Source organism: Thermophilibacter gallinarum, assembly GCF_014982725.1.
Lineage (GTDB): Bacteria > Actinomycetota > Coriobacteriia > Coriobacteriales > Atopobiaceae > Thermophilibacter > Thermophilibacter gallinarum.
The window spans coordinates 781,488-793,657 of sequence record NZ_JADCJZ010000001.1; the positions used below are offsets into that span (position 1 = coordinate 781,488).

At 71.8% G+C, this 12,170-nt stretch carries 12 protein-coding genes; all 12 read left to right on the forward strand.

The genetic code is table 11. The features are described from left to right. The 12 genes from INF26_RS03645 (at position 1) to INF26_RS03700 (ending at position 12,105) form a co-directional block, all read left to right on the forward strand. Positions 1-1,497, forward strand: coding sequence for an FtsW/RodA/SpoVE family cell cycle protein (locus tag INF26_RS03645; protein WP_193529354.1), 1,497 nt, complete (start codon positions 1-3; stop codon positions 1,495-1,497). A 270-nt stretch (positions 1,498-1,767) separates the two neighbouring features. Beyond that, complete coding sequence (gene murG / locus INF26_RS03650; RefSeq protein ID WP_193529355.1) at positions 1,768-2,895, forward strand: undecaprenyldiphospho-muramoylpentapeptide beta-N-acetylglucosaminyltransferase; 1,128 nt, start codon at positions 1,768-1,770, stop codon at positions 2,893-2,895. A 167-nt stretch (positions 2,896-3,062) separates the two neighbouring features. Further along, positions 3,063-4,487, forward strand: a complete 1,425-nt coding sequence (gene murC / locus INF26_RS03655; RefSeq protein WP_193529356.1) for a UDP-N-acetylmuramate--L-alanine ligase — start codon at positions 3,063-3,065, stop codon at positions 4,485-4,487. Further along, on the forward strand, positions 4,478-5,398 hold the full coding sequence (gene murB, locus INF26_RS03660; RefSeq protein ID WP_332307295.1) for a UDP-N-acetylmuramate dehydrogenase: 921 nt from the start codon (positions 4,478-4,480) through the stop codon (positions 5,396-5,398). Before murC ends, murB begins: the two co-directional genes overlap by 10 nt. Before the next feature lie 3 nt (positions 5,399-5,401). Then, complete coding sequence (locus INF26_RS03665) at positions 5,402-6,487, forward strand: cell division protein FtsQ/DivIB (RefSeq protein WP_193529357.1); 1,086 nt, start codon at positions 5,402-5,404, stop codon at positions 6,485-6,487. 379 nt (positions 6,488-6,866) lie between these two features. Then, positions 6,867-8,030 (forward strand): cell division protein FtsZ, encoded by a 1,164-nt coding sequence (gene ftsZ, locus INF26_RS03670; RefSeq protein WP_193529358.1) that lies wholly within the window; start codon positions 6,867-6,869, stop codon positions 8,028-8,030. A 35-nt stretch (positions 8,031-8,065) separates the two neighbouring features. Further along, positions 8,066-8,845: a polyphenol oxidase family protein gene (locus INF26_RS03675; RefSeq protein WP_332307296.1), complete on the forward strand. Its 780-nt coding sequence runs from the start codon at positions 8,066-8,068 to the stop codon at positions 8,843-8,845. Further along, on the forward strand, positions 8,845-9,573 hold the full coding sequence (locus tag INF26_RS03680) for a YggS family pyridoxal phosphate-dependent enzyme (protein ID WP_193529360.1): 729 nt from the start codon (positions 8,845-8,847) through the stop codon (positions 9,571-9,573). Before INF26_RS03675 ends, INF26_RS03680 begins: the two co-directional genes overlap by 1 nt. A gap of 39 nt (positions 9,574-9,612) precedes the next feature. Beyond that, positions 9,613-10,236 (forward strand): cell division protein SepF, encoded by a 624-nt coding sequence (locus INF26_RS03685; protein WP_193529361.1) that lies wholly within the window; start codon positions 9,613-9,615, stop codon positions 10,234-10,236. Between the two features lie 11 nt (positions 10,237-10,247). Beyond that, positions 10,248-11,057, forward strand: a complete 810-nt coding sequence (proC, locus tag INF26_RS03690; RefSeq protein ID WP_193529362.1) for a pyrroline-5-carboxylate reductase — start codon at positions 10,248-10,250, stop codon at positions 11,055-11,057. Positions 11,058-11,106: 49 nt separating this feature from the next. Further along, positions 11,107-11,376 (forward strand): YggT family protein, encoded by a 270-nt coding sequence (locus INF26_RS03695; protein ID WP_193529363.1) that lies wholly within the window; start codon positions 11,107-11,109, stop codon positions 11,374-11,376. Between the two features lie 63 nt (positions 11,377-11,439). Continuing rightward, positions 11,440-12,105 carry a DivIVA domain-containing protein gene (locus INF26_RS03700; RefSeq protein WP_193529364.1) on the forward strand — a complete coding sequence of 222 codons (666 nt, stop codon included), beginning with the start codon at positions 11,440-11,442 and terminating at the stop codon, positions 12,103-12,105. Positions 12,106-12,170: the final 65 nt, after the last annotated feature.

Here is a 12,170-nt window from a genome sequence, read left to right on the forward strand (position 1 = left end):
ATGGCCCGCACCTCGGCATCAAGAGGCGCCTCGCGCGCCGCGCGCGAGCGCTCCGGCCGCTCGGTCTTCGGGGTCCCCGAGCGCTTCATGCGCCCGCGCCTCGTGCTCGTGGCGGCGGTCGCGTGCCTGGTGGGCTTCGGCGCGCTCATGGTCTTCTCGGCGTCGTCCGTCTCGGCCATGAACACCACCGGCGACGCCGCCTACTACCTCAAGCGCGAGCTCGTCTTCATCGCGCTCGGCGCGGTCGTCGCCGTGGCGCTCGCCCGCATCGACTACCACTGGTGGGTGCGGCGCCTGCTCATGCCCATCTGGGTGGTCACGGCCGGCATGCTTCTGTTCGTGCTGGTCGCAGGCACCGACAACGACATGGGCGCGTCCCGCTGGATCGACCTCGGCTTCTTCGACCTCCAGCCCTCCGAGTTCGCCAAGATGACGATCATCTTCACGGCCGCCAATCTCGCGGAGCGCTACTACGAGGAGGGCACGCTCGACTTCTCGTCGTTCTGGAAGCTCCTCGCGGCGGGCGTGGGCGTGCCCCTGCTCCTCATCCTCCTGCAGCCCGACAAGGGCACGACCATGGTCCTGGGCCTCACGCTGCTCGTCATGGGCTACCTCGCGGGCATGCCCCGGGGGATCCTCGCAGGCGTCCTTCTGCTCGGCGTGGTGGGCCTGTTCATCGTCTCGGTGCGCGACGCCTACTCGCTCGAGCGCCTTCAGGCCATGATCGACCCCTGGTCCGACCCGTACGACAAGGGCTACCACCTCATCCAGGGCTTCTACGCCTTCGGGTCGGGCGGCCTGTTCGGCGTGGGGATCGGCTTCTCGCGCCAGAAGTACTCGTACCTGCCGATGGCCCACAACGACTTCATCTTCGCCGTGATCGGCGAGGAGTGCGGGTTGGTGGGGACCCTCGGCATGCTCGCGGGATTCGCGGTCTTCATGTGGGCGGGGCTCGAGATCGCCCGGCGCGCGCCCGACTTCGCGGGACGCCTCGTGGCGGCGGGCTGCACGTCGCTCGTGATGATCCAGCTGCTGCTCAACGTCTCCGGCGTGCTCGGCCTCTTCCCGCTTTCGGGCAAGCCGATCCCGTTCGTGAGCTACGGTGGCTCGTCCATGATCGCGAGCCTGATGATCGTGGGCATGATCGCGTCCGTCTCCGTGCACTCAAGGCTCCCGGAGACCGAGCACGACGACGCGCGCCGCAGCTGGCGGCAGGTCGACGCGGGGTTGGGGGAGGCGTCGGCGCCCGGCCTCTCGTTCGTCGGCGAGGCGACCCCGCGCTCGCGGCGCGGCCGGGACCTCGCGCCGGGGGACACCGGCGACCTGGGCGCCGCGCGGACGACGAAGGCCGCGCCGAGCCGCGCCCGAGGGGGCGGCCTGAAGGTCGTCCAGGGCGGCGGCTCACGGGACGGGCGCGCGCGGATCGACCTCGGCCCGAGCGCGGCCGACCGACTGCGCGGGCGCAACGGCGGCCGCGGCGGCGCGCGCCGCCGCTAGGGCGCCGTTCTTCTCGCCACCCCGAGGCGGTCTCGGCTAGAAAACGGCCCGCGTCCCCGTCCGGAGGGGCGGTCGGGTTAGAAAATGACGCCCGTCCCCGTCCTTCTCGCCGCCCCGAGGGGGACGCGCGCGATTTCCTAACCCAAGCGCCGACGCCGGCGGGGACGCGCGCGATTTCCCAACCCGCGCTCGCAACCGAGAAGGACCGCGCGCCCGTCGGCCGCCCTGCGCTAGGATAGGGTGACTGACAGCCGACGGACGGAGGACGGCATGGCCGAGAAGCACCTTGAGGTGGCAATCGCGGCGGGCGGAACGGCGGGGCACATCAACCCGGCGCTCGCGCTCGCGGAGGAGCTGCGCGACCGCGGCCATCACGTGAGGTTCTTCGGGCAGACCGCCAAGCTCGAGGGGCGGCTCGTCCCCGAGGCGGGCTTCGAGCTCGTGCCGGTCGTGGTCTCCGGCTTCGACCGCTCGCGCCCCTGGACGCTCGCGACCTCGCTCTACCGCATGCGGCGCGCCCAGTCGCAGATCGCGCGGCTCTTCTCGGCCGAGGGCGCGCCCGACGTCGCCGTGGGCTTCGGCGCCTACGTCGAGATGGCGCTGCTCAACTGCTGCCACCGCCTCGGCGTCCCCTACGTGCTCCACGAGCAGAACTCGGTGCCGGGCCTCGCGAACAAGGCGCTCGCGCCGCACGCCTCGCGCGTGTGCATCTCCGTCCCGGCCGCCCGCGCCGCCTTCGAGCGCGAGGGCCGCGCCGCCCGCGAGGTCGTCCTCACCGGCAACCCCGTGCGCCGCAGCGTCGTGAACGCCAGCCGCGACGAGGGCCGCGCCGCCTTCGGCGTCGAGCCGCACGAGACGATGCTTTTGGTCTTCGGCGGCTCGCTCGGCGCCGCGCATATCAACGAGGGCGTCGGCCGCCTCAAGCGCGAGCTGCTCTCGCGCGAGGGCCTCGTCGTCGTGCACTCCACGGGCGCCGACGGCTTCGACGAGACGGTCTCGGCGCTCGCGCTCACCCCCGAGGAGCAGATCCGCTGGCGCGTGATGCCCTACATCTCCAACATGGGCCAGGCGCTCGCCGCGGCCGACCTCGTGCTCTCCCGTGCCGGCGCCTCCTCGATCGCGGAGATCGCCGCCGTGGGCGTGCCGAGCCTGCTCGTGCCCTACCCGCACGCCACGGCCGACCACCAGACCACCAACGCGCGCTTCCTCGTGGACGCCGGCGCCGCCGAGCTGCTGGCGGACGAGAGGATCGACGCGCCCGAGTTCGCCTCGACGCTGCTCGGGCTCCTCGACGACCCCGGCCGCCGCGCCGCCATGCGCGAGGCCGCGCTCGCGCTCGCCCAGTCCCGGGCCGCCGCGAGCCTCGCCGACGAGGTGGAGCGCGCCGCCGGACTCTAGCGCGCCGGAGCTGCGCACAGAACCGAGAAGGGCCCGCCGCCCGCCGTCCTCAACCCACGCGTGAGGACGCGGAGGGAGTGTGTCCTTCTCGCCGAAAGGCCCGGGCGCGCGGCCTTTTGGGATACAGTAGAGCGTGTATGCAACGACACAGACGGAGGTCTCTCACCATGCCCGAGACAGCAAACGTTACGAGCGCCCACTTCATCGGCATCGGCGGCGCCGGCATGAGCGGCATCGCCCTCGTCCTGCACGAGCGCGGCTGCCGCGTCACGGGCTCCGACCTCAAGAGCTCCCACTACGTCCGCGAGCTCGAGGCCGTGGGGATCGACGTCCGCGTCGGCCACGACGCCGCGACGATCGACGCCGTCTCCCCGCAGGTCGTGGTCACCTCCACCGCGATCCCCGAGACCAACCCCGAGGTCGTCCGTGCCCGCGAGCTGGGCATCCCCATCTGGCCGCGCGCGAAGATGCTGTCGTACCTGTCCGGCGCCTCCACCACGGTCGCCGTGGCGGGCACCCACGGCAAGACGACCACGTCCTCGATGGTCGCCACGATGCTCGACAAGATGGGCCTCGACCCGTCGTTCCTCATCGGCGGCGTCGTGGAGGGCTACGACACCAACGGCCGCAACGGCTCCGGCGAGCACTTCGTCTGCGAGGCGGACGAGTCCGACGGCTCCTTCCTCTACCTGCACCCCAACGTCGTCGTGGTGACCAACATCGAGGCCGACCACCTCGACCACTACGGCACGCTCGAGAACATCGAGAAGACCTTCTGCACGTTCATGGGCCTCGTCGGCGACGCCGGCACCGTCATCGTCAACGGCGACGTGGCGCGCTACGTCGAGCTCGCCCGCTCCACGGGCCGCCGCGTGCTCACCTACGGCTTCGACCCCTCCTGCGACTACGTCTGCCTGCCCGAGGCGCCCACCCACGCGCTGGCCAGCAACTTCTCCGTGCGCCTCCCGGGCGGCGAGAAGACCGTCCGCGTGACCATCTCCGCCAACCCCGGCCGCCACAACATGGCCAACGCCACCGCCGCGATCGCCGTGGCGGACGCGCTCGGGCTCGACGCCGACGCCGCCGCGACGGCGCTGTCCCAGTTCAAGGGCGCCCGCCGCCGCTTCACCCACGTGGGCGACGTCGCGGGCGTGACCGTGGTCGACGACTACGGCCACCACCCGACCGAGGTCCGCGCCACGCTCGCCGCCGCGTCCGAGCTGCCCTTCAAGCGGATCGTCTGCGTGTTCCAGCCGCACCGCTACAGCCGCACGCAGGCCCTCGCCGCCGAGTTCGGCACCGCCTTCGACCAGGCGGACGTCCTGCGCGTCATGGACGTCTTCGGCGCCGGCGAGATGCCCATCCCGGGCGTCTCAGGCAAGACCGTCGTGGAGTCGGTGCGCCACACCGGCAACGTCGCCGACGTCGTCTACGTCCCCAACCGGCGCCACCTCATCGAGAACCTCTGCGACCTGGTGCGTCCCGGCGACCTGCTCATCACGCAGGGCGCGGGCGACGTGACCTCCGTCGGCCCCGCGTTCATCAAGGCCATGAACGAGCGCGCCGCCGCCGAGAAGGGCTCGTGCCGTTGAGCCTCTTCAATGCCTACATGAGCCTCTCGGGCGCGGTCGACGCCTCCGTCGAGCGCGACGTGCCCCTCGCGCGCCACACGAGCTACCGCATCGGCGGTCCCGCGGCGCTGTTCGTGCGCCCGCGCGACTACGAGGCGCTCGCGCGCACCGTGTCCGTCCTGGGCGACGAGGGCGTGCGCTGGGTCATCCTGGGCAAGGGCTCCAACGTCCTTGTCGACGACGCCGGCTACGACGGCTGCGTGATCACCCTCGACGACGAGTTCTCCCAGGTCAGGATAGGGGAGGACAACACGCTCACCGCGGGTGCGGGCGCCCTGCTCTCCCGCGTGGTGAACGAGGCGCTGCGCGCCGGCCTCTCCGGCCTGGAGCCGTGCGTCGGCATCCCGGGGACGCTCGGCGGCGCCCTGGCCATGGACGCGGGCACGCGCCGGGAGTGGATCGGACGCCGCGTGCGCGACCTCGTGGTCCTGCGCCCCGGCGAGGGCCTGCACCGCTACGACGGCGACGAGGTGAGCTGGGGGTACCGCTCGACGTCGATCCCCACCTCCGAGATCATCCTCGAGGCCACGCTCGCCCTCATGCCCGCCGAGAAGGACGCCATCGCCGCGGACATGGACGCCCGCCTGCGCCGCCGGCGCAAGGCGCAGCCGCTCTCCCAGCCGAGCTGCGGCTCGGTCTTCCGCAACCCGCCCGACGGCTCCGCCGGCCAGCTCATCGCCTCCTGCGGGCTCTCCGGCGCCGAGTGCGGCGACGCGCAGATCTCGCCCGTGCACGCCAACTTCATCGTCAACCGCGGCCGCGCCACGGCCGCCGACGTCCTCGCCCTGATCACCCGCGCCCATGACGCCGTCCTCGAGCGTCACGGCGTCGACCTCTCCTGCGAGGTCAAGTTCCTCGGCTTCGGGGGGTAGCGCGTGGCTGACGGCAAGAGGAGGGCCACCCCGCGCAAGCGGGAGAAGGCCCCTGCGCAGAAGAAGGTGGCGGCTCCCAAGGCCCCCAAGGCGCCCCGTCGCGCCCCTGCCGGCGCCGCGGCGACCGGCGCGCGCCGGACCAGGGAGAGGGCCGGCGGCGGGCTCAGGCTCCCGAGCGTCGCGCCGCGCGGCGAGAAGGCCGACGGCCTGCAGCCGCGCCAGCGCCGCCTCCAGCACCAGCGCGGCCAGGCCCTGAGGACCGCCGGGATCGTCGCGGCCTGCGTCGCCGCCCTCGCGCTCGTGGGCGTCGTCGCCCTCTTCGTGCTGCGCAACACCTCGGCCTTCGAGATCACCTCGATCGAGGTCGAGCCCACCGAGCACGTGAGCGCCGAGTCCGTGCAGAGCCTCGCGCAGGTCCCCGCCGGGTCGACCCTGCTCAACGTCGACACCAACGCGATCGAGGAGGCGCTCAGGAAGAACCCCTGGGTCGCCTCGGTCGACTTCGACCGGCGCTTCCCGAGCACGCTCGGCATTCGGATCCAGGAGCAGCGCGTCGACGCGCTCGTGCTCATGAGCTCGGGTGCCGTCGCGTGGTACCTGAGCGACCAGGGCACGTGGATCGAGCCGGTCATGGTCGAGCCGGCCGAGGGGCAGTCGACCAACGACGCCGCGCTCGCGATCGCGAGGGACAACGGCTGCCTGCTCGTGACGGACGTCCCGGCCACGGTCGAGCCGTCGGCCGGCGCCGAGGCGACCGACGCGACGCTCGACGCGGTGGCGCAGTTCCGCGAGGGCTTCTCGTCCGACTTCAACGCGCAGATCGTCTGCTTCCGCGCCCCCTCTGCCGAGGGGATCTCCTGCGTGCTCGAGAACGGGGTCGAGGTGTCCCTCGGCGCCCCCACCGACATCGCCGAGAAGGAGCGCATCGTCGAGGGCTACCTCGCCGAGCACGAGGGCGGGCTGCTTCTCATCAACGTGCGCGTGGTCTCGAGCCCCGCCTACCGCGAGCTCAGCTCCGACAACCTCACCTTCGGCAGCGGCGTGAACCCCGAGGAGGAGCCCGAGGAGCCGGCCGAGACGGACGAGTGACCCCCGGCTCTTCTCGCCGTCCTTCTCGCCCAGCGCCCTCGCGCCGCAGTCGCCCGTGAGTGACGGGTTATACCGCTCGCGACGCCCGATCCAGCCGCGCGGACCGCAGAACCTGTCACTCTCACGTGGGGGCGTCTGCCTTTCGTCGTAAGCGTCCGTCGGTCTGGCCTGTCACTCTCACGCGGGGGAGGGCCACCCTCACCTGCTGAATCCACATTCTCGTCACACGACTTGACGGCGAACCCTCGAGTGTGCCAAGATACGTCGCTTTATCCCAAGCGTCGGGGTTAACTTGACCTTTAGGGTTTGCCTCGTACGGGACAGGGCGACACACGCACAGTGCTCCAAACGACGTACGAACGAAGGCAAGGAGAACACGATGATCAAGGACACCGACACCCTCAGCAACTATCTCGCCGTCATCAAGGTCGTCGGCGTGGGCGGCGGCGGCACCAACGCCGTGAACCGCATGATCGAGGAGGGCATCCGCGGCGTCGAGTTCGTCGCCGTGAACACCGACGCCCAGGCGCTCGCCATCTCCGACGCCGACATCAAGGTCCACATCGGCACCGACATCACCAAGGGCCTCGGCGCCGGCGCCAACCCCGAGGTCGGCAAGGAGGCCGCCGAGGACTCCCGCGACGAGATCAAGGCCGCGCTCGCCGGCTCCGACATGGTCTTCATCACCGCGGGCGAGGGCGGCGGCACCGGCACGGGCGCCGCTCCGGTCGTGGCCGACATCGCCAAGAACGACGTGGGCGCGCTCACCGTGGGCGTCGTCACCAAGCCGTTCACCTTCGAGGGCCGCAAGCGCTACGCCTCCGCCACGGACGGCATCTCCAACCTCGCCGAGAACGTCGACACGCTGATCGTCATCCCCAACGACCGCCTGCTCGACCTCTCCGAGAAGAAGACCACCATGCTCGAGGCCTTCCGCATGGCCGACGACGTGCTGTGCCAGGGCACCCAGGGCATCACCGACCTCATCACGGTCCCCGGCCTGATCAACCTCGACTTCGCCGACGTCTGCACGATCATGAAGGGCGCCGGCACGGCCATGATGGGCATCGGCACCGCCTCCGGCGACAACCGCGCCACCGACGCCGCCGAGGAGGCCATCTCCAGCCGCCTGCTCGAGAGCTCCATCGACGGCGCCACGCGCGTGCTGCTGTCCATCGCCGGCAACAAGGACCTCGGCATCCAGGAGATCAACGACGCAGCCGACCTCGTCGCCAAGAACGTCGACCCCGACGCCAACATCATCTTCGGCACCGTCGTCGACGAGTCCCTCGGCGACCAGGTGCGCGTGACCGTCATCGCCACCGGCTTCAACGACGCCAACGTCCAGCAGACGCTGCCGTCGATGGCCGCGCCCGTCGCGCGCCCGGCCGCCCGCGAGCGCGTCGCCGCCCCGGCCGCCGCGCCCGCCCCGGCCGCCCAGCCGGCGTCCATGCCGATCAACGTGAGCCGCCCGGCCTCGTCCTCCTCGTCCAACGACAAGGAGTTCGACATCCCCGACTTCCTCAAGCGCAGCCGTCTCTAGCGATGGCCTCGCTCACGCGACAGACCTCTGGCGGCGTGACCCTGCTCACGGACGAGTCCCGTCCGGGCGGGGTCACGCTCGCGTTCACGGAGCGCACGGGCGGCGTCTCGGCCGCGCCGTACGCCTCGCTCAACCTCGGCGCGCGCTGCGGTGACGAGGCCGCCCGCGTGGCCGAGAACCGCCGGCGCGCCCTGGCCGCGGTCGGCGCCGAGGGTCTTCTCGACCGTCTGGTGGTCCCGCACCAGGTCCACGGCGACCACGTGGTGAGCGTCCGCTCCGCCGAGCCGGCCGCGCTGGCCGCGGCCCGCGCCGAGGCCGAGGCGGGCGCCGACGCGGTCGTCTGCACGGCCCCGGGCGTGCCGGTCCTCATGTGTTTCGCGGACTGCGTGCCCGTGGTCCTGGTCGCCCCGGGCGCGTTCGCCGTGGCCCACTCCGGCTGGCGCGGCACGATCGCGCGCATCGCCGAGAAGTGCGCGCGCGCACTCTGCGCCGAGGTGGGCTGCGTGCCCTCCGAGCTTCTCGCCTACGTGGGACCGCACGTCGGCGCGGCCGACTACGAGGTCTCCGAGGAGCTCGCCGCGCGCTTCGCCGCCGAGTTCGGGCCCTCCGTCGTGCCGACACCGCGCCACCTCGACCTGACGGCCGCCGTCGTGTCCGCACTGGCGTCCGCGGGCGTGGACGAGAAGAGCGTGGCGGTCTGCGACGTCTCCACGGCGAGCGCGACCAACCGGTTCTTCTCCTACCGCGCCGAGTCCGGCGAGACCGGCCGCCACGGCGCGATCGCGCTCATGGGGGCGGGGGAGGCGACGCTTTGATGAGCAACGACCCGAGGTCATACGAGACGTTTCTGCGGGAGCGCCGCGAGGCGATCCTCGCGCGGATCGCGGACGCCGCGCGCCGCGCCGGGCGCGAGCCGGGCGAGGTCGAGGCCATAGCCGTCTCCAAGACGGTTGACGCCGACGCCGCCCTTCTCGCCATGCGCGCGGGCTGGCGCCTGTTCGGCGAGAACCGCCCGCAGGAGCTCGGGCGCAAGCTCGAGGCGCTGCAGGGAAGCCCCGAGGCCGCCGGCGTCTCCTTCGACATGATCGGCAACCTGCAGAAGAACAAGATCAACCAGGTGATCGGGCGCGTCCGCCTGATCCACTCCATCTCCTCGGGGCACCTCGCGGAGGCGGTCTCGACGCGCTGCGAGGCGCGCGGAATCGTGGCGGACGTGCTCCTCGAGACCAACGTCTCCGGCGAGCGCTCGAAGTCGGGCTTCTCTCCCGACGAGCTCCGCGCGTCCGTCGAGGGCATCCTGGAGCTTCCGGGCATCTCGGTCCGCGGCCTCATGACGATGGCCCCCGCCGGCGACGCCGACGCGGCGAGAAGGACCTTCTCGGGCCTGCGCGACCTGGCGGAGGAGCTGCGCCTGCGCACGGGCCTGCCGCTGCGCACGCTCTCGTGCGGCATGAGCGACGACTTCGAGATCGCGGTGGAGGAGGGCTCGACCCTCGTCCGCCTGGGACGATGCGTGTTCGACCGAGGTTACGACCTCGCATAGTATGGGCTGCGCCTCTGGCGCGCGAAAGAAGGGTCAACCATGAGCTTCCTCGACACGATCAAGGACCGCCTGCGCGGCGTCGACGACTACTACGAGGACGACTACTACGACGAGGACTACGAGTCCGACGGCTACGAGCAGGACGACCGCCGCTCCCGCGACACCGGCGGCAGCGGCCGGCTGCTGGGCACCACGCCGCGCCCCGAGGCCGAGAGCATCTCCGTCTACACCCGCTCCGGCCGCCCGGTGAGCACCACGCCCGCCGAGCAGCCCCAGTCCCGCGGCTACGGCGCCTACCAGCCGTCCGACCCCTACCGCGCGAGCTACGACGCCCCCGCGCCCGCCGCGTCCGCCGACCTGGGCGCCACGATGCGCGTCACCACCTCGCAGCTGCCGCCCTACGTCCTGCGCCCCGTCTCCTACGACGACGTCCAGACCGTCGTGCAGCGCGTGCGCACCAACCAGCCCGTGGTCCTCGTGTTCCGCAACACCAACATCGAGACCGCCAAGCGCATCCTCGACTTCAGCTTCGGCTTCTCCTACGGCGTGAACGGCTCGGTCACCGAGCTCGGCGACCGCGTCTTTGCCGTGCTGCCCGCCGGCGCCTCGCTTAGCGCCACCGATCTCGACAAGCTCGTCGCCGACGGCGACCTCGTCCGCTAGGGGGTCGCGCCATGGGCGAGAAGCTCGATCTGAGGGTCGGCGTCATCGGCGCCGGCGCCATGGGCGGAGCGATCGCGCGCGGCCTGGTCGCCGCGGGCGTCGCGGACGCCGCGCACGTGCTGGCGGCCGACCACGAGGCCGACCGCCGCGCCGCGCTCGCCGAGCTCGGCATGCGCGTCTTCCCGGGCGAGGCCGAGCTGCTCGCCGAGCGCCCCGAGGTCGTGGTCCTCGCGGTCAAGCCGCAGGTCCTGGGCGAGGTCCTGGCGTCCGCCGCCCCGCTCGTCGCCGACGCGCTCGTGATCTCGATCGCCGCGGGCGTGCCGCTCTCCGCGCTTGAGTCCGCGCTTCCGGGCGCCCGCGTGGTCCGCGCGATGCCCAACCTGCCCGTCCAGGTGCGCTCGGGCGCCACGGCGCTCGCCGCCGGCACGCGGGCGACCGCCGAGGACGTCGAGCTGGCCCGCACGCTCTTCTCGGCCCTGGGCTCGGTCGCCGTCATGCGCGAGGACCAGCTGGACGTCGCCGGGGCCGTCTCGGGCTGCGCGCCGGCGTTCTTCTCGCTGTTCGTCGACGCGCTCACGCGCGCGGGCGTGCTGCGGGGCCTGCCCGCCGCCGCGGCGCGCGAGCTGGTCGAGGCCACGATGCGCGGCTGCGCCGAGCAGCTCCTGAATGAGGGGGTCCATCCGAGGGAATACATGGAGCGGGTGACGTCCCCGGGCGGCACCACCGCCGCGGCCCTGCGCGAGCTCGAGGGGCCGCTCGTCGCCGGCACCTTCGCGGCGGTCGACGCCGCGCTGGCGCGGACCCGCGAGCTCGCCGGGTAGCGCCGCCCCGCCCCGCAGACCGAGAGCCACGTACCCCAGAAAGGGTCTCATGGGAACCTACCAGATCTTCGTCCTCGTCCAGAAGCTCTTCGACATCTACGGGTGGCTCGTCGTCATCTGGTGTTTGATGACGTGGTTCCCGCTGCGCCCGGGCAGCTTCGTGGACGACCTCAGGGGTGCCATAGGCATGCTCGTGGAGCCCTACCTGCAGATCTTCCGTCGGTTCATCCCGCCGGTGGGCGGCATCGACTGGTCGCCTGTTGTGGCGATATTGGTGCTGAGCGTCATCGAGCGTCTTCTGTACACGATTCTTCTGTAAAATTTGGAACGTCATTGGCACGCGGGCCTCGGCCCGGGTCCATCGAAGCGAAAGGGAACAGGAATGGCAATCACACCCGCAGACATCGAACAGCAGACCTTCTCTCCCTCCAAGCACGGCTACGACACCGAGGAGGTCGACGCCTTCCTCGAGCAGCTCTCCTCCGAGGTTGACGCGATGCTCCAGAAGATCGCCGACCTCAAGGGCCGCCTGACCTCCACCGAGCAGCAGCTCTCCGCCGCCCAGGCCCAGATCGCGAGCCTGGAGGAGAACCCGGTGAGCGTCCCGGCCGCCCCCGCCGCGCCGTCCGCCGACCTCGCCGCCTCCGAGCGCCAGATCTCCCAGGTCCTCATCGTCGCCCAGCAGTCCGCGGACAAGCTCCTGTCCGAGGCCCGCGACAACGCCGACCGCATCCGCAACGAGGCCGACGCCAAGGCCCGCGAGGTCATCCGCCAGGCGCTCGCCGAGAAGCAGAACGAGCTCGACGAGATCGACCGCCTCAAGGCCTCCCGCGAGGAGTTCCGCGGCGAGTACAAGAAGCTCCTGCAGCACTTCATGGACGACGCCGAGGCCATGTTCCCGGCCCAGTCCAGCTTCTCCGCCGCGCCGAGCGGCTCCGCCGGCACCACCCACGCAGACGGCCCCGTGAGCGCGCCCGCGCCCGTCGCCGCGCCGATCCCGACGCCGGCCCCCGCGGTGAACCCCGCCGACTTCGGCGACCTCGACTAGGTCCCGCACGTTCTCTCTGTGTGGGTTAAAACTACCGGGTCGTCCCCCTTTACGGCGGCGTCCGG